This window comes from Acinetobacter sp. YH16031 (genome assembly GCF_013417335.1).
In the GTDB taxonomy this organism is placed as follows: domain Bacteria; phylum Pseudomonadota; class Gammaproteobacteria; order Pseudomonadales; family Moraxellaceae; genus Acinetobacter.
The window spans coordinates 18,139-38,030 of the sequence record NZ_VPED01000024.1 but is presented as its reverse complement, the minus strand read 5'-3'; the positions used below and the strand labels follow the sequence as shown (position 1 = coordinate 38,030).

At 45.3% G+C, this 19,892-nt stretch carries 19 protein-coding genes; 12 read left to right on the top strand and 7 right to left on the bottom strand.

The annotated features are described in order from the left end of the window. Positions 1–61: 61 nt before the first annotated feature. Both pncA and FTV31_RS11125 read left to right on the top strand, forming a co-directional pair. Positions 62–691, top strand: coding sequence for a bifunctional nicotinamidase/pyrazinamidase (pncA, locus tag FTV31_RS11130; RefSeq protein WP_180014878.1), 630 nt, complete (start codon positions 62–64; stop codon positions 689–691). A 107-nt stretch (positions 692–798) separates the two neighbouring features. Then, positions 799–1,773 (top strand): bile acid:sodium symporter family protein, encoded by a 975-nt coding sequence (locus FTV31_RS11125; protein ID WP_180014876.1) that lies wholly within the window; start codon positions 799–801, stop codon positions 1,771–1,773. A gap of 76 nt (positions 1,774–1,849) precedes the next feature. On the opposite strand, the gene FTV31_RS11120 is transcribed toward FTV31_RS11125, so the two are convergent. Further along, entirely contained in the window at positions 1,850–3,103 is a 1,254-nt protein-coding gene (locus FTV31_RS11120) for a hypothetical protein (RefSeq protein ID WP_180014874.1), read from the bottom strand. A 77-nt stretch (positions 3,104–3,180) separates the two neighbouring features. On the opposite strand from FTV31_RS11120, the gene serB reads away from it, so the two are divergent. From serB to FTV31_RS11105, 3 genes are all read left to right on the top strand, one after another. Next, positions 3,181–4,401, top strand: a complete 1,221-nt coding sequence (gene serB / locus FTV31_RS11115; protein ID WP_159124188.1) for a phosphoserine phosphatase SerB — start codon at positions 3,181–3,183, stop codon at positions 4,399–4,401. A gap of 417 nt (positions 4,402–4,818) precedes the next feature. Continuing rightward, positions 4,819–5,154 (top strand): ciprofloxacin tolerance protein AciT, encoded by a 336-nt coding sequence (gene aciT, locus FTV31_RS11110; RefSeq protein ID WP_034703185.1) that lies wholly within the window; start codon positions 4,819–4,821, stop codon positions 5,152–5,154. 140 nt (positions 5,155–5,294) lie between these two features. After that, a complete protein-coding gene (locus FTV31_RS11105) occupies positions 5,295–5,774 on the top strand; it encodes an SCP2 sterol-binding domain-containing protein (RefSeq protein ID WP_004281258.1) in 480 nt (159 codons plus the stop codon). 100 nt (positions 5,775–5,874) lie between these two features. On the opposite strand, the gene dtd is transcribed toward FTV31_RS11105, so the two are convergent. Then, positions 5,875–6,315, bottom strand: coding sequence for a D-aminoacyl-tRNA deacylase (gene dtd / locus FTV31_RS11100; RefSeq protein ID WP_004281259.1), 441 nt, complete (start codon positions 6,313–6,315; stop codon positions 5,875–5,877). Positions 6,316–6,542: 227 nt separating this feature from the next. Here dtd and FTV31_RS11095 point away from each other — a divergent pair, with 227 nt between their 5' ends. The 5 genes from FTV31_RS11095 (at position 6,543) to asd (ending at position 11,981) form a co-directional block, all read left to right on the top strand. Further along, positions 6,543–8,057, top strand: coding sequence for a catalase (locus FTV31_RS11095; RefSeq protein WP_180014893.1), 1,515 nt, complete (start codon positions 6,543–6,545; stop codon positions 8,055–8,057). A 187-nt stretch (positions 8,058–8,244) separates the two neighbouring features. Beyond that, a complete protein-coding gene (locus FTV31_RS11090; RefSeq protein ID WP_180014872.1) occupies positions 8,245–8,772 on the top strand; it encodes an ankyrin repeat domain-containing protein in 528 nt (175 codons plus the stop codon). A 128-nt stretch (positions 8,773–8,900) separates the two neighbouring features. Continuing rightward, positions 8,901–10,106, top strand: coding sequence for a nicotinate phosphoribosyltransferase (gene pncB, locus FTV31_RS11085; RefSeq protein ID WP_180014870.1), 1,206 nt, complete (start codon positions 8,901–8,903; stop codon positions 10,104–10,106). A 178-nt stretch (positions 10,107–10,284) separates the two neighbouring features. Further along, complete coding sequence (locus tag FTV31_RS11080; RefSeq protein ID WP_180014891.1) at positions 10,285–11,133, top strand: sulfurtransferase; 849 nt, start codon at positions 10,285–10,287, stop codon at positions 11,131–11,133. After that, entirely contained in the window at positions 11,130–11,981 is an 852-nt protein-coding gene (asd, locus tag FTV31_RS11075) for an archaetidylserine decarboxylase (RefSeq protein ID WP_166137528.1), read from the top strand. The genes FTV31_RS11080 and asd overlap by 4 nt, the downstream gene beginning before the upstream one ends. A gap of 300 nt (positions 11,982–12,281) precedes the next feature. Here asd and FTV31_RS11070 read toward each other — a convergent pair whose 3' ends face one another. Together FTV31_RS11070 and argS are read right to left on the bottom strand one after the other, a co-directional pair. Continuing rightward, positions 12,282–12,896 (bottom strand): SPOR domain-containing protein, encoded by a 615-nt coding sequence (locus FTV31_RS11070; protein WP_180014868.1) that lies wholly within the window; start codon positions 12,894–12,896, stop codon positions 12,282–12,284. 314 nt (positions 12,897–13,210) lie between these two features. Then, a complete protein-coding gene (gene argS, locus FTV31_RS11065) occupies positions 13,211–15,001 on the bottom strand; it encodes an arginine--tRNA ligase (protein WP_180014866.1) in 1,791 nt (596 codons plus the stop codon). A gap of 253 nt (positions 15,002–15,254) precedes the next feature. Here argS and FTV31_RS11060 point away from each other — a divergent pair, with 253 nt between their 5' ends. Then, positions 15,255–15,542 carry a DUF2798 domain-containing protein gene (locus tag FTV31_RS11060; protein ID WP_125278848.1) on the top strand — a complete coding sequence of 96 codons (288 nt, stop codon included), beginning with the start codon at positions 15,255–15,257 and terminating at the stop codon, positions 15,540–15,542. Positions 15,543–15,628: 86 nt separating this feature from the next. On the opposite strand, the gene FTV31_RS11055 is transcribed toward FTV31_RS11060, so the two are convergent. Genes FTV31_RS11055 through FTV31_RS11045 form a run of 3 tightly spaced genes read right to left on the bottom strand, consistent with a single transcriptional unit; the run spans position 15,629 to position 18,092 of the window. Then, a complete protein-coding gene (locus FTV31_RS11055; RefSeq protein ID WP_159124210.1) occupies positions 15,629–16,930 on the bottom strand; it encodes a DUF445 domain-containing protein in 1,302 nt (433 codons plus the stop codon). Between the two features lie 14 nt (positions 16,931–16,944). Further along, positions 16,945–17,511, bottom strand: coding sequence for a hypothetical protein (locus tag FTV31_RS11050; RefSeq protein ID WP_159124209.1), 567 nt, complete (start codon positions 17,509–17,511; stop codon positions 16,945–16,947). A 41-nt stretch (positions 17,512–17,552) separates the two neighbouring features. Beyond that, entirely contained in the window at positions 17,553–18,092 is a 540-nt protein-coding gene (locus tag FTV31_RS11045) for a DUF924 family protein (RefSeq protein WP_180014864.1), read from the bottom strand. A gap of 211 nt (positions 18,093–18,303) precedes the next feature. Between FTV31_RS11045 and gshA the strand changes: the two genes are divergently transcribed. Beyond that, complete coding sequence (gshA, locus tag FTV31_RS11040) at positions 18,304–19,881, top strand: glutamate--cysteine ligase (RefSeq protein WP_180014862.1); 1,578 nt, start codon at positions 18,304–18,306, stop codon at positions 19,879–19,881. Positions 19,882–19,892 lie beyond the last annotated feature (11 nt).

Genomic DNA, 19,892 nt, shown 5'->3' with positions numbered 1-19,892 from the left:
TAAAAATTTTCTTTAGTTTTAGGCTATGCTTGGATGCAAACTCAGATTTCAAGGGATGAAAATGATGCAGAATGCGGCGCTGATTGTGGTAGATGTACAAAAAGGATTTACCCCGGGTGGAAATCTGGCTGTTACCAATGCCGATCAGATTATTCCGAATATCAACCGATTGGGGCAGTACTTTCAGAATATTGTGCTGACTCAAGATTGGCATCCGGCAGAGCATATCTCCTTTGCAGACAATCATCCTACTCAAGCAGCCTATGACACGATTCAGCTGGATTATGGTCCTCAAGTCCTCTGGCCGAGTCATTGTGTACAAGGGACTGAGGATGCTGAATTTCATCCGGAGCTAAACCTTCCGCAAGCCCAACTGATTATCCGTAAAGGCTTTCATCAAAATATCGACAGTTACTCCGCCTTTATGGAAGCTGATCAAAAAACCAGTACCGGTCTGGCCGGCTATTTACGTGAGCGCGGTATTGATACCGTGTTTATCGTGGGTATCGCGACTGATTTTTGTGTGGCCTGGACTGCGATGGATGCCTGCAAACTTGGTTTTAAGGCCTATGTCATTGCGGATGCTACCAAAGGCATAGACCTGAATGGTTCGCTACAACATGCTTGGCAGAACATGCTGGCACAGGGCGTAAAACGGATTTATCTGAAAGATATTATTAATGCTGCCTAAGCGCTGACTTAAGGCGATTAGGGCCATTTGCCATTATGCAATGGTTTGTTTACTTTGAGGCATCCACAGATGCCTTGATTTCTTTTTCATGACACTTGGATTTTCCCATGTCAGCACTTCTTCAATTTAGCCAGTTTGTCCAAAAGACCTTTGCTCTATGGGTCATTCTGTTTTCAGCCATTGCCTTGATGCTGCCGGATCTTTTTGTCTGGTTACGCGCCTATATTCCCTGGATGCTGGGTCTGATCATGTTCGGCATGGGCATGACCATGACGCCAGGTGATTTTAAAAGTATCTTGCAAAGTCCCAAGGCCGTTGCGATTGGGGTCGTGGCTCAGTTTATGGTGATGCCAGGGTTAGCCTTTTTACTCTGTCAGCTATTCCAGCTTCCGGCTGAAATCGCGATTGGTGTAATTCTGGTGGGCTGCTGTCCAGGTGGCACGGCATCTAATGTGATTACCTATATGGCCAAAGGTAATACTGCTTTATCTGTGGCGTGTACTTCGGTATCAACTTTATTGGCACCGCTTTTGACTCCGGCAATTTTTTATCTGCTGGCCAGCCAATGGATTGAAATTAATGCCTTGTCCATGCTGATTTCGATTCTGCAAGTGGTGCTGTTTCCAATCATTTTAGGCCTGATTGTCCGTGCCCTTCTAAAAACCAAGGTAGAAGGCTATATCCAGGTGATGCCAGTGATTTCGGTGATTGCCATTGTCGCAATTGTGGCGGCAATTATTGCCGGCAGTAAAACCCAGATTCTGGAATCTGGTTTAATGATTTTGGGGCTTGTGGCTTTACACAATGGGATGGGCTACTTATTAGGTTATTGGGCCAGCCGAATATTTAAACTGGCAGAAATCGATTGTCGCGCGGTTTCGATTGAAGTGGGAATGCAGAATTCTGGTTTAGGGGTAGCGTTGGCTGCGACCCATTTTGCCGCGTCTCCCATCACTGCGGTTCCAAGTGCTATTTTCAGCCTATGGCATAACATTTCTGGACCCGCCTTGGCGACGTACTGGGCCGCCAAAAGTAAGACAATTGAATCTGCATCAGCACAAGATACTTCCGCAGATAGATAACATCCTGACTGCTGAAGATTTTATTTCTCTCATATAAAAAGCCCGATATTCAATCGGGCTTTTTGCTTTCTGTGACTTAGGACGCTTTAGACTGTTTCGATTTGAGAATCTCGGTTCTGAAGCTTTGCGCTAGTTCAGCACTTTCCGCATCCATCCCATTGACCACAAAGGCATGACGGGTCAGAACATTGGTCGGATTTGGCATGCTGACCAGCTCAAAGTGGTCCGCGATTTGTTTTAACAGGGCATTAGGAACATGCAGCGCACTTTCTTTAGCCACCAGTTGTTGCACCAGACGTTCTGCAGCCTGAACGGAATTAAGCTGCATTTCTTCAACGGCTGAAGAAATCGCGCTACGTGTTTGCAGCACAAAACGTTTTTCTTCGCGATAACGTTTATACAGGACTTCCGAAAGTAACTGGAATACTGAACTGATCATGGTTAGACAGGCGAGGGCATCTGGCTTGTCTGCCGCAATACTGATACTGGCACCTTTTTCATCAAACTTGTGTACGGTACAAATATCCGTGCTGTTCAGTTTGTAATGCTGGATGCACAGTTCAGTGGCTTTGTTCAGAAAAATCTGGCACAGGTTGAAATAAGGAACCGATACCGTCTTATTCACACTATCCAGCAACTGTTTTGGATCATAGAATTGAATGTTCAAGCTCAGGCTATCGGTATCCAATACCACAGGTTTGCTGTCTTTTTCTTTCGGTTTGTTTTTCAGGGCTTGCTGTGCCTGGGCAATGGCGAGGGCGGCATTATGCTTTTCCTGTTCCAGTGCCTGAGTCAAAGTCTGAATCTCGAATTTCAGTCGCGATTCATTATTGATACGTGCCAGATACTCGGTACGGCTTGGACGCGCTACTGCACGATAACCAACCCAAAGCAGACCATGAATAATGAAAGAGAACAGAATGGCGAGCCATTGAGTCCGGAGAATTTCACCAATACTTGGCTCAATCAGGGTGATTTCAATCACACCGACTTTTTTCTCGTTTTGCAGGGCATCACGGACAAAAACTTCCCCATCACGGGTCTTGGTCAGCCCACCAGTGGCTAAAACCTGACCATTCGCATCCAGGATACGAATTGAAGCAACGCTTGGGTTAGTCGCATAACGGTTGGCCAGAAGTGCCAGAGAAACGCGGTTCGCCGGTTCAAGCTCCGCCAGGCTGTCTGTGACCAGTTGGCTCGTCATGAGCTGTCCCTGGTTGGCACGGTTATCATTCAGTTGGTGAGTCGTTGCCAATACCAGTAAAAAGGTATGCAGAGCAAAACTTACAATCAGTAGGCTAGCAAATAGCCCTTGTCTAGGCGCATTCAACGTAAACTTCCAAGGCAATTCTGTTCAATTTCGATTATGATTCTAACAATAGTTGTAGCTCAGACCCGAGTCAATTCATGCGAGAAATCATTCTTATATCATTCTTAGGACCCGACCAGCCTAATCAATTTACACGATTAATGCAGGTTTTGTCCGCTCATTCCTTACAGATTCTAGATGTGGGGCAAGCGGTCATTCATAATCAACTGACCTTAGGTATTGTTGTATCGTCTGATGACCAAACTGCAACAGCATTAGCCATGAAGGAAATCCTGATTCTAGCACATGATATCGGGTTAACAGTGCGCTTTAAACCAATCTCTGCTGCTGAATATGAACAGTGGGTAAGAGAGGGTGGCCGCACGCGTTATATCGTAACGGCATTGGCCCCGGAATTAAATGCCTCTCATCTGCAAGCCGTGACCCAAATCGTGTCTAGTCAGGGCTTCAATATTGAAACCGTAACCCGTCTTTCTGGTCGTCCTGAGCTGGATGGTTCCAATGCTGGCCCTAAACGTGCCTGTGTACAGTTTGGTCTGAAAGGTCAGATGCTGGATGCAGCAGCCATGCGTGCGGCCTGCTTAAGCCTGTCGAATAACCTGAATGTCGATGTCGCGGTACAGGAAGATAATGCTTACCGCCGTAACCGTCGTCTGGTCTGCTTTGACATGGACTCGACCCTGATCGAGCAGGAAGTGATTGATGAGCTGGCGATCGAAGCGGGTGTCGGTATTCAAGTCTCTGAAATTACTGAACGCGCGATGCAGGGCGAGCTGGACTTCCAGCAAAGTTTCCGTGCCCGTGTTGCTTTATTAAAAGGCATGGATGCATCGGTATTGCCAAAAATTGCAGAACGTCTGACCGTGACTGAAGGTGCAGAACGCCTGATTTCAACTTTGAAAGCACTGGGCTACCGTACCGCGATTCTGTCTGGTGGATTCCAGTATTTTGCAGAATATCTGCAAGCCAAACTGGGAATTGATGAAGTTCATGCCAACGTTCTGGATGTGCAGGATGGCGTGGTGACGGGTGAAGTCAAAGGTCATATTGTAGACGGCGCACGCAAGGCTTTATTACTCCGCGAAATTGCCGACAATATGGGAATTTCTCTGGAACAGACCATTGCTGTAGGTGATGGTGCCAACGACCTGCCAATGCTTTCAATTGCGGGCCTAGGTGTGGCTTTCCGTGCCAAGCCTTTGGTTCGTCAGAATGCCAATCAGGCCATTTCCAGCGTGGGTCTGGATGGTGTGCTCTACCTGCTCGGTGTACATGATAAAGATCTGAGCCGCGCGTAACACATAGCTTTTCGGTGAAATCCAACGCGGCCTTAGGGTCGCGTTTTTTTATATTTTTAGCTTAACTTTTATCGAGGGACGGCGCAGCTTGTCTATAAATACCCCGATCATCTTAAACGGAAAATATTTTTTTTAAGTCGATGAAAGGGCATATGATTTTGTAATGACACGCCAACATCGACGCAGCAATTGATCCACAAATACTGTGAAAATAAAAAATGTAATGACAAAATAATATCGCGACAGAGTATGTCGTAAGGGGAGAAAACAGGACTTTTTTTATGCAAAAAACTCAGCATAATGCATGCATAGAGATACAAATCAACACATTCCATTTTATTGATTTAACGAAATTCAATAGGTAGGACGGTTGCAATATCAAGCATACACACTATCCTTTTGGATGGAGGGGTTTATATGGTAACAGCGAATCTAGCAACTCTCGTAGGCTTTAGTTTAGTCGCCGCGGCTGTGCTTGCTGTTTTCTTCTCGCCTTATCGTCGCTGGTTAAGTTTTATGGCTGCGGGAATGCTAGCCTGGGGCCTGATCGAAGTGATTCGAGTAGGTACTCAAGCCTTGTTTGAGCTCCCGATGACATATAGCTATCTGACAGCTTTAACGGCCGTGATGGTCGTAGTGACCTTACTGTTATTGCGTGAAGATCGACGTGCAGAGCGTGCTTTGGCTAAACGCCGTTATATCGAACATACACCAGTGTATGAAGATGACCAGCAGCAGCTATCTAGCCGTTAAGTTCTCTAATATCAGCGAAATAATGCACCTGCGGGTGCATTTTTCGTTTAGAAATATGATACAAAGTCCTGCATCTGCCTGGCTTTGATCTATGCTAGGATATTTGTCAATTTTCGTACAATTAGAATAGGCATAATTCCATGAAACTGTCCTCCATTCCTGTGCTCAAACTTCCTCTGGTTGACCTCAGTACCGATCCACTTGATTTGCTAGTCGCAGGTCTTGCATTACGTATGAAGCAGTTAGCACGTACCAGCCCGAAATTTATTGAATTGGTACATGAACGCCAGTTCCGTATTCAGATTGGAACAGATGAAGGAATGGCACGTCAGATCGTTGTGAATAATGGTCATATTGATACTGTTTCAGGTGATGCAGAAAAAGCTGATTTTGTACTGCAATTTGCTGACAGTGAACAGGGCGTAAAAACGTTGCTCAAAGGTGATCCGACTGCATTCATGACCGGTATGCAAAGTGGCACGATTAAAATGGAAGGTGATTTTGGTCTGCTGGTCTGGTTTAACCAGGTTGCGAAAATGATTCCGCCTAAACTGCCAAAACCGGTCAAAGAAAAAGTGAAAATGGCACGCCAGTTTATTAAAGAGAAAACTGGTAAATAACTCCTAATCCCCCTGCTTTAATTAAAGGAGGGGCTAGGGAAGGATTATCATAAAAAAGCCCTCATCAAGAGGGCTTTTTTCATTTTGGAACAATGACGGTTTATTCAACTTCCAGATTAAACGTTACCGGCCCATCATTGACCAGATGCACTTTCATATCGGCCGCAAAAATACCGGTTTGTACATTTTCGAACTGGCTCTGCGCATATTCAACCAGCTGTTCATACAAGACCTTGGCATCGCTTGGCGGCATGGCGGGACCAAAATCCGGACGTAAGCCTTTTTGAGTCTGCGCCATCAAGGTAAATTGGGACACTAGCAGTAAACCGCCACCGGCCTGACTGACATTCCAGCCCATCTTGCCCTGCTCATCATCAAAGAAACGGTATTTCAATATCTTATCAATCAGTTTTTTGCCTTTTTCCAGATTGTCTTCTTTACCGAGGCCCAGAAAAACCAGAATACCTTTGCCAATTTCTCCGGTGGTTTCACCATCGACCACGACTTTGGCTTCCAATACCCGTTGTAATAATGCACGCATAATCAATTTCAGTCAGATTCAAAATTGCCGCCATTGTAGCAAGATCAGACTCATCTGATATTAAGCTAATATCTAAAAAATGAGCTTAATTTATTGATTAGCATTGATAATATTTTAAACTATCTAAAAACACGATTATAATCATAAAAATTATCTGTTTTATCTATTTTTTGCTCTCAAGTATCTTAGCTGCATGCAGGAAAGGTATTAAATTGAGAGATTTAGAAATGTTTAAGCGTTCATTACTTGTTGCAATGCTTGCAACGGTGACAGCTGCACAAGCTGCACCATTAACCAAAGATAACGGGGCACCAGTCGGTGATAACCAGAACTCGATCACTGCGGGTCCACAAGGTCCAACTTTGCTACAAGATGTGCAACTGGTTCAAAAACTGCAACGTTTTGGCCGTGAGCGCATTCCTGAACGTGTGGTTCACGCACGTGGTACAGGGGCTTATGGTGAATTCGTTACGACGAAAGATCTGTCTGATTTAACAATTGCTTCTTTATTCAAGGCCGGTACTAAAACTCCAGTTTTTGTGCGAATGTCTACTGTCATTCATGGTAAAGGTTCACCAGAAACCCTACGTGATCCGCACGGTTTTGCCATCAAATTCTATACTCAGGAAGGTAACTGGGATTTGGTCGGTAACCAGACACCAGTCTTCTTTATCCGTGATGCGATCAAATTCCCGGACTTCATCCACGCGATGAAACCAAGCCCGGTCACCAATGTACAAGATGCCAACCGTGTGTTTGACTTCCTGTCTAGCCAGCCTTGGGCAACCAACATGCTGACTTATGTTTATGGCAAGCAAGGTGTCCCAACCAGCTACCGTGAACAGGACGGTTTCGGTGTACATGCCTACAAACTGTATAACGACAAGGGTGAATACAAGTACGTGAAATTCAACTTCCGCTCTAAACAGGGCGTGAAGGGCTTGAATGTCAAAGAAGCGGCTGCACAACAAGGTAAAGATTTCAACCACTTGACCAATGATCTTTATAACAACATCTATGCAGGTAATTTCCCGAAATGGGATCTGTATATTCAGGTGCTTGATCCTAAAGATCTGAACAGCTTCGATTTCGATCCGCTAGACCCAACCAAAATCTGGCCAGCCAATCTGGTTCCAGAAGTGAAAGTCGGTACATTGACACTCAACCGTATGCCGAAGAATTTCTTCAATGAAACTGAACAGGCTGCATTTGCACCAGGTAATCTGGTCCCAGGTATCGAACCATCTGAAGACCGTTTGCTTCAAGGCCGTATCTTCTCTTATTCAGATACACAAATGTATCGTCTAGGTGCGAACCATCAGCAAATTCCGGTAAACCGTCCTGTGGTGAATGTGAACAACAATAACCAGGAAGGTCACATGAATGTGTCTGAACGTGATTCTGATGTGAACTACGAGCCAAGCCGTAAAGAGCCAAAACCGGCGACTGAAAAAGCGCGTGCACTTGAAACACCATTGACTGGTCATGTTCAGCAGATTGGCACCAAAGAGCAAAACTTCAAGCAAGCTGGTGAACTTTACCGCTCATACACTGCCAAAGAGAAAGATGACCTGATCATGAACCTGGCGGCTGATCTGGGCAATGTTAAAGATTCAGAAACCAAGCACATCATGTTGTCTTACTTCTATAAGGCAGATGCGGACTACGGTATGCGTATGACTAAAGCTGTAAATGGTGACATTGCTATCGTTAAAGCCAAAGCTGCAAAATTAAAAGACTAATCCCGATTGGTCTTGAAGAACTGGTGACTAGGGGCCTAGCGCATCACCTCCAAAAAGTCCTGTAATACTCCAAACCTTTCCTGCACCCTAGGGGGAGTTTTACAGGCACTCTGTTTTTCATTCCATCTCAGGTCAATTGAGTCTTTCAAGACTTAAATTTTCCTTTCGATTTCTATTGGAGTTCATCATGAAAGTTCTGCCACACGCATTTCTAGCCAGTATTCTTGCCTTTAGTTCCGCATTCGCAACTGCTGCTGAAGTGAAGAATGTCTCCCCTGCAAAAACTCTGGCAAGTGTTCAGATGACCTCACAACAGGAATTGATCGATCTGTTTTTTGCTGCCGCTAAAATCGGCAATAGAGAAGTGATCAATGAATTTTTAAAACACGACTTTCCAGTCGATGTACGCAATAAAGATGGTTATACCCCGTTGATGATGGCGACCTATTATGGCCATCAGGATATTGTGACCACCTTACTGGCCAACGGGGCAGACCGCTGCGCCCGGGACAACCGTGGCAATACGGCCTTGATGGGTGCCTTGTTCAAAATGGAATTTACCATTGCCAAACAGCTGCGTCAGGTAGACTGTGATGCCCAAGCCAAGAAAACCGGGCAAAAAACCACAGCTGAATTTGCCAAGGTGATCGGTCAGGAAAAGCAGCTACAGAAAATTATCAAGGAACAGGAAAACGGGGTGAAAGCAGTCAAATAACCGAGCAGGAAGCAGTTTATTTTCTTGAACTTTTGTCGATAATTCAGCTAGCTGTACGTAAATCCTGCAATATTGCCTAAACTTTTATGTTTTAATGCGGGATAAGCACAGCGATATTTCCCTTAGTTATGGCTCCAATTATCCACTCTTTGTTAGATACTGACTTGTATAAATTCACCATGCTACAAGTGGTATTACACAAGTTTCCACAAACGCATAGTGTCTATCATTTCCGTTGTCGTAACCTGGAAGATACGGAATATCCGCTGACGGATATTCTGGATGATTTGAATCATCAACTGGATTTGCTGTGTCAGCTCCAATTTAAAGAAGACGAATTACAATATTTACGCAGCCTGCGTTTTATCAAAAGCGATTTTGTGGATTATCTGGAACTATTCCAGCTCAAACGGCGTTTTATTAAGGCCACCGTCGACAATGAAGGCCGCCTGGATATTACTATTGAAGGCCCCATGGTTCAGGCAATGATGTTTGAAATTTTTGTACTGGCCATTGTGAATGAACTCTATTTCAGCCGCATCCGTACACCCGAAGTGCGGGCTGAAGGTGAGCGCCGTCTTAAGGCCAAAATCGAATTGCTGAAACAATACGATGCATCACAAGATCCGAATGATCCACCATTCCTGGTCTCGGACTTTGGTACCCGCCGTCGTTATAGTTTTGACTGGCAAAAGCATGTCGTCGAAGAATTCAATAAAGCTGCACCGCACGTGTTCCGTGGGACCAGTAATGTGTATTTAGCCAAAGAGTTGGGTATTACCCCGATCGGGACGATGGCACATGAATTTCTGCAAGCCTTTCAGGCGTTAGATGTGCGCTTGCGTAATTTCCAGAAAGCCGCCCTGGAAACCTGGGTACAGGAATACCGTGGTGACCTTGGAATTGCCTTGACCGATGTAGTCGGTATGGATGCTTTCCTGCGTGACTTTGACCTGTACTTTGCCAAACTGTTTGATGGTTTGCGCCATGACAGTGGTGATCCCTATGAATGGGGTGACAAAGCTTATGCGCATTATAAAAAGCTGAAAATTGACAGCAAAACCAAAATGCTGACTTTTAGTGATGGCCTGAATCTGGAAAAAGCCTGGAAATTGCATCAATACTTTAAAGATCGCTTTCAGGTCAGCTTCGGGATCGGCACCAATCTGACCAATGACATGGGGCAGACGCCGCTAAATATCGTATTGAAACTGGTGGAATGCAACCGTCAGTCGGTAGCGAAAATCTCCGATAGTCCAGGAAAAACCATGACGGATAATGATACTTTCCTGGCATATTTGCGTCAGGTGTTCAATATCTCAGAACCTGCCTAAAAATCTCTGCTTGATTCAAAAAACCGCTTCAATCATGAGGCGGTTTTTTCTTAAATGATGGTCTTTCTTAAATTAGCTTTAGCTAAAATTATGCTAAGGATCTAGATAAAAACAACATAATTGAAAAAATGAGCTGTGCTAAGATCAAAAGGATTTGACCGCAATGACAACTACTAAGATGACAGCTTCCGCCTTTGACTTTGGTCTGCTGATTGAAGCAGAAGATTTGGTTCCACATTTGGGAAATGAAAAACTTCGAATTGTTGATTTAAGCCGGGCGTCGGTTTATGAACAATTGCATATTCCACATGCCTTACATCTGCAACCCAAGCTGCTGGTTCGTCAGGAAGAAACAGCCATGGGCCTGTTACCGGATGCAGAGGGGCTGGAAGCTTTAATTCGTTATCTGAATATTTCTCCTGAACATCATGTCGTGGCTTATGATGATGAAGGCGGTGCGTGGGCAGGACGTCTGCTCTGGAACCTGCATTGTTTGGGCTTTGAAAATACCAGTTTACTCAATGGCGGCATTCATGCCTGGCTGGGTGCGGGACTACCGACTTCATCGGATCAGGAAACCTTTATACCCGCTGATCATCTGATTCCAGTCAATCTTGAAAGAAAGGCTGAGTTTCAGATCGATTATAATGAACTAAAACAACTCATTGAAAATGAAAATATTCAGGTATGGGATTGTCGTACAGAAGATGAATATACCGGCTTGCGTCTGGCCGCGCGACGCGGTGGTCACATCCCGGGCGCACGTCATTTTGAGTGGAGTACTGCCCTTAACCGGCAAAATCATTTAAAATTACATCCTTTACCACGTACTCAGCAGCGTCTGGAACAACTGGGATTTGATCTGGATCAGCCGGTTGTGGTGTATTGTCAGTCCCATCACCGTTCAGGTCTGGCTTATATTCTGGGTCGCTTATTCGGCTGGAATATTCGAGCCTATGATGGTGCGTGGAGTGAATGGGGCAACCGCCTCGATAGTCCAATCGCTACAGGAGAGGTGCCATCTTGAGCATCACATCGCGTCTAAAACAACAACTGTTTATCCAGGCCCAAAAAGTGGTGCCACAGCATCGCCTGTCCCGTGTGGTGGGAAAAATTGCAGCCAGCGAAAATCCGATTGTAAAAACAGCCGTGATCGCAGCATTCAAGACCAAATACGGGATTGATATGTCGATTGCTGAGCAAACCAATGCCCTGAAATTCAAGTCATTTAATGATTTCTTTACCCGTGGATTAAGAACTGGAGTGCGTGCGGTCGATGCTGATTCAACTGCGATTGTATCTCCGGCAGATGGCGCGATTTCCCAACTGGGTAAAATTGAAAATGGCGATGTGTTTCAGGCCAAAGGCCAGAAGTTTACGGTTGAAAACCTGATTGCTGATCCGCAACTAGCAGAACCATTCAAGAATGGTGAGTTTGCGACGGTGTATCTGTCACCACGTGACTATCACCGTGTTCATATGCCATTCGCCGGAACTCTAACAGAAACCTTATATGTGCCGGGTGAACTGTTCTCGGTCAACCAGACCACGGCCGAAAATATTCCGGGCTTGTTTGCCCGTAATGAACGTATGGTATGTCTGTTTGATACCGAACTTGGTCGTATGGCCGTGGTTCTAGTAGGCGCGATGATTGTGGCTGGTATTGAAACTGTAGCGACTGGCAAAGTAAAACCCTCTGGCCGTATCGAGCTGAATCAGCATAATCTTTTCTTGGAAAAAGGTGCCGAGCTGGGCCGTTTCTACTTAGGTTCAACCGCTGTTATTCTGTTTGAAGAAAACAAGATGCAATGGGATGAGAAGTTTAAAGCCAATTCAACTGTATTGATGGGCGAGGCGTTGGGGCATACCCTATAAAAAGCTTTTAATCTCCTGTTGTGTTGCTTCCCCCTTTGAAAAAGGGGGATTGAGGGGGATTAAATATTCTAATTTCCTCCTCTTGCGCTTCAATTCAAAGCAGTGCTTCAAAGCTTGCTCAGGAAGGAATCTCATGATAACAAATATCCCTTAGATTCTTTCCCTTTGAAAAAGGTGAGAAGTATTGCTTCGCAAGAAGGAGTTAAAAAAATTAAAATCCCTCCCAACCTCCCTTTAAAAAAGGGAGGAGATAAAAGATCCAAAAAAAGCGCCATCTGGCGCTTTTTTATTTTCTAAACTTTATTGTTTGACCACGATCGAATCGATACCACTATGCTGTAAGGTTTGCTGTGCAATAATGGCAGATTCTGCTGAATCATAAGGTCCAGACACGACACGATACCAAACCTTGCCATTTTCCACGCTGCGGACTACATCTGCAGATAAACCATTGAGAATGATTTCTGCACGGCGGGCATCTGCCTGATCCGGGTCATCAAAACTACGGACTTGTAAAATATAGCTTGCAGAAGCAGGAGTTGGGGCTTCGGTTGTATCCAGACCTGGTTCAGTTGCTGTTTCTGATTCATCAACTTCAGGTCTTGGTGCCTCTACAATCACCACTGCTTCCTGATTTTTTGCTTCAGGAACCGCCTCTTCAGGAATCGGTGTCACTTGCTGTTGTGGCAACAGATCATAAAAACGGTAGTCTTTATTGGTATCTTCTTCCTGAGAATGCTCAGCCGTAGCCTGGTTTTTAGGTTTAACAGGTTCCCATGGCTTCCACAGCATGAGTGCCATTAAAAAACTTAACACGATTAAAATGATCACGAGTGTGCCAAGCCAGGTCGGAATAAGTGGCTTTTTAGGCTTATTCGGTCTTTCAGATACACCGCGCTGCGTTTTTCCAAACACTTGGGATTTCCTCTTATTGATCGGGGCAAATAGAAAAGGCATAACAGCAGTTATGCCCCTACTATGACTTCATCCTATGTGATCATGATAGAAAAGTCATTATCTAGATCACAAATCACACATAATTTTAATTTATCTGCATCTTCAAACACATAGCTAAAGTTACAAAATGTTTATTCAGCAGATAAACGGCAATGAATAGCATGCTTACTTCGAGCTTAGCTCTCCGTCTTGCGAGCATGCAAAACAGTGTTTTGCTTACATGCTCACTTCGAGCAGAGCTCTTCGTCTTGCGTCAATGTAAAAGCAGTGCTTTACATTGACTCAGGCGCCGATACACCAAGCAGTTCCAGACCGTTACGCAGCACTTGGCGAACATTTACAGATAACAGTAAACGTGCCTGAGTCAAGTCTGCATCATCGCCCAGAACCTTGTTGTCGTTGTACCAGCCATGGAACAGCGCAGCCAGCTCTTTCAGGTAGTTACCAATCTGATGCGGTTCATAGCTGTTTGCAGCACGAACGACAATCTCTGGATAAGCTGCCAGCTTTGCCAGAATTTCAGTCTCCGCTTCCAGCTCAAGTTTGGCTGCCAGACCACGTGCAGTGGCTGCATCAAAGTTCACACCTGTAGAGGCTGCCTTTTCTAACATACGGCAGATCCGCGCATGCGCATACTGGATGTAATACACGGCATTGTCCTTGCTTTGAGATACGGCAAGGTCAAGGTCGAAGTCAATGTGCTGTTCAGATTTACGCATGACATAGTAGAAACGCGCTGCATCATTACCGACTTCTTTACGCAGGTCACGTAAAGTCACGAACTGGCCTGAACGAGAGGACATCTGTACCATCTCTCCACCACGCCACAGGCTGACAAACTGAACCAGAAGTACAGTCAGTTTTTTCGAGTCATAGCCCAGAGCATCAATCGCTGCTTTTACACGTGCGATATAACCGTGATGGTCTGAACCCCAGATATCAATGATATCGGTATAGCCACGTTGTAATTTGTTTAGGTGATACGCAATATCAGACGCGAAATAAGTGGTTTGACCATTACGGCGTTTCACTACGCGGTCTTTTTCATCACCAAATTCAGTCGACTTGAACCAGATGTTGCCATCTTTTTCATACAGGAAGCCACGCTGATCTAGAGTTTGTAGCGCTTCACCAATTTTTTCAGTCAAAGTTGCTTCGCTAAACCATTGATTGAAAGTCACTCCGAATTCACCGAGGTCATCTTTAATATCATCAAGAATGGCTTTTAATGCAGCCTGATGGAAGACGCGGTAACCTTCATTTAATAAGGTTTGTGAGTTGAAGATCAGGCCATCAATGTGTTTTTCTTTATCGCCTGAAACAACCACTTTATTGCCTTCAGCATCCGGTTCGGCAGCATACTGTACGTCTTCAGGGACATCTTTATAAACGTCTGCAACAGGGCGAACATAGATATCGCCGTCTTTATCAATAATGCTTTGTGCGATTTCTTTAACGTAATCACCTTGATAGGCATTTTTCGGGAACACCAGTTCCTGACCCGTCAATTCTAAATAACGCAGATAAGTTGAAGTCGCCAGAATATCCATCTGACGGCCAGCATCGTTAACATAATATTCACGGTCAACTTTGGCACCTGTCGCTTCAAGCAGATTTGCAACAGTCATACCATAAGCAGCGCCACGACCATGACCTACGTGCAGGCTAGAAGTCGGGTTCGCAGACACAAATTCAACCTGAACGCGTTTTTCCGCATTGGCCTGGGTACGACCATACGTTGCCTGTTGAGCCTGAATCTGATCCAGCACAGCAAAACGCTGGTCTGCATTTAAAAAGAAGTTAATAAAGCCTGGGCCTGCAATTTCTGCCTTGCTGATATCCGCCACTTCAGGCAGGGCAGCAAGGATTTTTTCTGCTAAATCACGCGGTTTCATCCCCGCAGCTTTAGACGCGATCATGGCAATATTTGATGCAAAGTCACCGTGGCTGCGGTCTTTGGTACGCGTCAAATTACTTGTATTGTTCCAGTCAGATGGGAGTACGTTTTGTGCCTGTAAAGTTTGCACTGCATGATCGAGAGCTGCTTGGATTGCCGTATTCATAATCAGTCGAAAATAGATATCGCAGAAAAACAGCAAATATAGCAAATTTCCGACTCTTTAGGTAAAACCATTTATGGGGAATAAAAAATATACGATTAGTAGTCTATAGTTTCTATCCATCGGTCGGTCATCAATGAAGGATCACATGAGAAAGAGGGGAATAAATAAGTTGCAAATTTTGCTATAAAAAATGAATCATCCAGCAATCAAAATGGCCTATATTAGCCTGATTGAAACTATAAAAAGAGTCAGCATGGATTCAAAACAGCGCCCGACTATTATCGGCAATATTCCCAAACTTCCAGCCAAATGGGCCTTGGTCATTGTGCCTTTTATCCTGTCCTGCCTGATGAGTGGAATTATTTCCATGATTAACATGCTGCGCAATCTGGGCTGGATTGAGGGCTTTATGGCCCTCTGGTTTCATAACTGGATGATTTCCTGGGCGATTGCTTTTCCGATTGTGGTGACGCTTTTACCTTTTGTACGCAAATTTGCCGGCTTGCTGGTCGATATGTCAGGAAATCAGCCACCCAAATAATTGTTTTCTATCAATGAGAATTAAGAAAGAAGTTCTAGAAGGTAAAAAGCATTCACTAACAGATGGGCTCTCTAACTAAAAATCAATTAAATCAGATGCTCGACTGCAGCACGGATGATCCCAAGGATCAGACCAATACAGGCCCCGACCACGACACCATTGACCCGGATCATATGCAGGTCACCACCGACTTCGTTTTCAATCTTGTCGATCATCTCAGTCGAATCCCATTCATGAATACGTTCACTGATAAAACGGATCACTTTCTCACTGTACTGGTCACTCAAATCGACAGCGATACCACTGAGACGGTTATTCAGCAACTCACGCACTGAAGTATTTGAAATAATATTTTCACCGACTTGCTGAATGGCGACTCGCAGATTCTCCGCAATCCCCGAATCCGACTTTTGCAAATCTGCTTTGATGGCATCGCATAAAATGACCACTGCACCACTGATAAAATTTAGCACTTGCGGACTGTCAAGCAGGGCATCTTTAGTTTCATTCAGTCGCTGGCTGGCCATACTTTCAGAATCTGCCAATTGCTGCATCAATTCTTGAGCTGTTTCTTCAATTTTAAGCCGCCACGGATGGTCGGGATCTGCCAGCATGGCTTCCACCCGCTGAATCACCGAATCGATACTGCGTTGCTGCACATCAATACCGATCCAGCTGGCGCCTTTGGCCAGACGCCAGACGCCCATTTCCTTGAATAAAGTGCGGGTCAGCTCACGGGTTTGTTCTGGATGTGAAGTCATCCAGGCATGTACCACATCTAGGCCGCGTTGCAGCACATCCTGATGGAAATCATTTTCCAAAACAGCGCGCAGCATTTCGCTGGCCAGGGTATTGATCTGGGTGTTTTTGACCCATTGCACACTGTTGCTCTGGATAAACCCGGCGATCTGTTCCTGCCCGACAAATTCAAATACTTTGGGTACGGTCTGCTGAATCACTTGTGTGACTTGAGCATTATTCTGCGGATTGGCCAGCCAGCGGCCAGCAGCCAGACTTAAATCGGTACTGGCCAGACTGCGCTGCACAATTTGCGGGGAAAGGAAATTTTCCTGCACAAAGCGCCCCATAGATTCGGCAATCCGGGCTTTATTGCGTGGAATAATTTCAGTATGGTCACGTAAAAATTTTGGAATCGGTAGCCGGCCAAAAGGATTGCGGAACAGCACGGTAATTGCATACCAGTCCGCCAGACCACCGACTACACCTGCTTCGGCAGAGAGCATCAGAATATGAATCAGCCAGACATATTCAGGCAGCAGTTTGGCAGTAATCATCAGCGCCAGCCAAGCCAGTACTGCGACGACCAGTGCAATAGTCGCAAAACGTTTACTGCGTTGTAAGCTCGGTGACGGCTGCTCTTTCTGCATAAATCATCCTGTTATTAGGGCGTGGCCGGCTGCGGTTGGAGTACTTGGCCGGATGGACTTACTCCATATTTAGCGCCAAGTGATTGTAAAATCAAGCGGGCATCAAAGGCATCTTTCGGCTCCTGACCGGCTTTAAAGCACTCAATGGTATAAGCCACTTGAGCAGGATCTAAAGTGACAGTATAGGGCTGGTCATAGAATGGATCGGGCCAGAATCCCGGATAGCGACGGGAATAACCATAAGGACGATAATAACCGTATGGATAGACGCTAGGCGCCGGATAGACAATCGCCTGACGCGGTGGTTGCTGGGTACGGTTACTTGGATCGTTCAGTACCCGGAAAAACTGGAAGCCATTTTGTACCGTAGTTTGAGCAGCTTTTAGCAGGGTAATTTCTTCGGCTGTACCGAAACTCATATTAGGTCGCGCCTGAAAACTGATGCGGTAGGTGTTGGCGTTCAGTGGGGTAGTGCTGTACTGGCCGAGCTGGTCAAAGGTGAGCGGCTTGGATGGTGTCGTTGCACAGCCGGAAAGCAGGGCGGTCGTCGCAAGGGTCAGGGCAATGACGGTCTTTTTCATCTTCGTTCTCCTGATAGGATGATCCAGCAAGTTACAGACCTCTAGAAGCTGCTATCTGGCTGGGTCAGGAAACTCAATTCTTCCTCGGTGGATTCACGGCCCAGAATCTGGTTGCGATGTGGGTAGCGTCCGAAACGGTCAATAATGATTTTATGCTTGATTTCATATTCGAGGTTTTCTGGATTGCCGAGGCGCTGAAATAATTTTAGCGCAAATTCATGGATTAATTGAGACTCGCTATGCATGAAAGGCATATAAAGAAAGGAACGTTGCTCCGGACTCAGCTGTTTGTCCAGATCCTGGCTGATGGCTTCCTGAGCCAGTGCCAAAGCCAGACTGTCCTGAGCAAAAGCACGCGGCGTATCCCGAAAAATATTACGTGAAAACTGGTCCAGAACAAGGATTTCTGCTAACCGGCCGTCAGCATTCTTACGCCATGACCATAGTTCAGCTCTACTCGCCTGTTCCAGAATATCGCCAAATTTTTCCTTCAAACTTTGGTCGAACTGGTCACTTTTGGCAAACCAGTTGGGTTGAGTCTCAGGACTAAACCAAAAGTCTAAAATATCTTGATAATTCATATTGTTTACAATTTATTAGCATTTATTTGTCAATAAAATCACAAATTTCACATGTCTTATAGAGAAACTTTGTGTTAAAAATTTGCCCAACTAAAAATCAATGGTTTGCTTGAAAACTAGGCAGGGCAGCATGTGCTGTCTGGAAATCGCGGTATACTAAGCTAAACCGATGATTCTATTTTAATAGTTACCCCCATTAAGCGAGATTGTAATGAGTCAACCTGAATCGACTGCCCATGATGTATTACCGGAATGGGTAGATTCGTCGCTCATCAAAGGAATGCTGCGCGGTATCGAGCGTGAGAGCTTGCGTATGCAAAGCAATGGTTTCCTGTCGCAGGAACCGCATCCTCATGCCTTAGGTTCAGCTCTGACACATCCGCATATTACGACCGATTATTCTGAAGCCTTGATGGAGTTTATTACTCCACCGAAAGAGAGTATTACTGAGGCTCTCCACTATCTGACCGACATTCATGCCTTTGTACATCGTCATCTGAAAAATGATGAAAAGCTCTGGCCGATGTCTATGCCGTGCATGCTCGACAGTAAGGATGAAAATATCCCGCTGGCGCAATATGGCAGCTCCAATATTGGCTTATTTAAAACGCTGTATCGTCATGGTTTAGGCGTGCGTTATGGTCGCCGTATGCAGACCATTTCCGGGGTTCACTATAATCTGTCTTTTCCGGATCATTTCTTTATAGCACTTCAGGAACAGGAAACTGATGAAGAGCTACGCGCTTTAAGCCTGCAGGATTATCGCAGCCATCGCTATATGGGGCTGATCCGTAACTTTATTCGTTTAACGCCACTGGTAATTTTCCTGGTTGGTGCCAGTCCAGCAGTGTGCCAGTGTTTTATGACTGGACGTGATCACCATTTATTTCCGCTGGTACGCGGTACTTTATATACGCCTTATTCGACTGCATTACGGATGGGACGCTTTGGCTACCAGAATTCAGCGCAGAAACAGCTCGGTATTCACTACAATAATCTGCAGGATTATCTGGAAGGTCTGCAAAAAGCGGTCAGAACACCGTACAAACAGTTTACCCGTCTGGGTCTGGATGATGCCAATGGTCAGCCAATTCAGATCAATGACCATGTGCTACAGATTGAAAATGAATACTACAGTCTGGTGCGTCCAAAGCAGGTACCTCAAGAAGGTGAAACTCCATCGCAAGCCTTGCAAAATCGCGGGATCGGCTATGTTGAGCTGCGTGCTGTAGATGTCAATCCGTATAGCGCGATCGGGATCAATGAAGATACTGCCGGCTTCCTGGAAGTAGTGGCACTGTACTGCTTATTGCAAGACAGCCCGGCATTGCTGGATGCCGAACAGGAAATCATTGACCAGAATCAGGCTGAAGTGGTCAATCGTGGCCGCGCCTATAACGCTGCGATTATGGAAAATGGCCAGCGTTATATGATTGAAGACTGGTGTAATCTGCATTTGCAACGTATGCAGCCACTGGCTCAATTGCTCGATCAGGCTTATGAAACTGATCTATATAGCAATGCTATGCAAGCCATGCAGATCCGTGTCGATGAAGTTGATGCGACCTTGTCAGCCCTGATTGTCGGAGATATTCGTAGCCACAGCAGCATGTGGCAGTTTGGTCAGCATTTGGCCCATCAGCATAGCAATCTCTATGAATCACATCGATTAAGCAAAGAAACACTTAAATATTTCAATGAATTGTCACAAAAGTCATTGCAGCAACAACAGCAGCTCGAGCAAGATAACACGATCAGTTTTACTGAATATTTAGCCCAATATCGATAATAAATAAGAGG

Coding starts and splice junctions, on each gene's coding strand:
- pncA (WP_180014878.1), top strand. CDS start 62: ATGATGCAGAATGCGGCGCTGATTGTGGTAGATGTACAAAAAGGATTT.
- FTV31_RS11125 (WP_180014876.1), top strand. CDS start 799: ATGTCAGCACTTCTTCAATTTAGCCAGTTTGTCCAAAAGACCTTTGCT.
- serB (WP_159124188.1), top strand. CDS start 3,181: ATGCGAGAAATCATTCTTATATCATTCTTAGGACCCGACCAGCCTAAT.
- aciT (WP_034703185.1), top strand. CDS start 4,819: ATGGTAACAGCGAATCTAGCAACTCTCGTAGGCTTTAGTTTAGTCGCC.
- FTV31_RS11105 (WP_004281258.1), top strand. CDS start 5,295: ATGAAACTGTCCTCCATTCCTGTGCTCAAACTTCCTCTGGTTGACCTC.
- dtd (WP_004281259.1), bottom strand. CDS start 6,315: ATGCGTGCATTATTACAACGGGTATTGGAAGCCAAAGTCGTGGTCGAT.
- FTV31_RS11095 (WP_180014893.1), top strand. CDS start 6,543: ATGTTTAAGCGTTCATTACTTGTTGCAATGCTTGCAACGGTGACAGCT.
- FTV31_RS11090 (WP_180014872.1), top strand. CDS start 8,245: ATGAAAGTTCTGCCACACGCATTTCTAGCCAGTATTCTTGCCTTTAGT.
- pncB (WP_180014870.1), top strand. CDS start 8,901: ATGGCTCCAATTATCCACTCTTTGTTAGATACTGACTTGTATAAATTC.
- FTV31_RS11080 (WP_180014891.1), top strand. CDS start 10,285: ATGACAGCTTCCGCCTTTGACTTTGGTCTGCTGATTGAAGCAGAAGAT.
- argS (WP_180014866.1), bottom strand. CDS start 15,001: ATGAATACGGCAATCCAAGCAGCTCTCGATCATGCAGTGCAAACTTTA.
- FTV31_RS11060 (WP_125278848.1), top strand. CDS start 15,255: ATGGATTCAAAACAGCGCCCGACTATTATCGGCAATATTCCCAAACTT.
- FTV31_RS11055 (WP_159124210.1), bottom strand. CDS start 16,930: ATGCAGAAAGAGCAGCCGTCACCGAGCTTACAACGCAGTAAACGTTTT.
- FTV31_RS11050 (WP_159124209.1), bottom strand. CDS start 17,511: ATGAAAAAGACCGTCATTGCCCTGACCCTTGCGACGACCGCCCTGCTT.
- FTV31_RS11045 (WP_180014864.1), bottom strand. CDS start 18,092: ATGAATTATCAAGATATTTTAGACTTTTGGTTTAGTCCTGAGACTCAA.
- gshA (WP_180014862.1), top strand. CDS start 18,304: ATGAGTCAACCTGAATCGACTGCCCATGATGTATTACCGGAATGGGTA.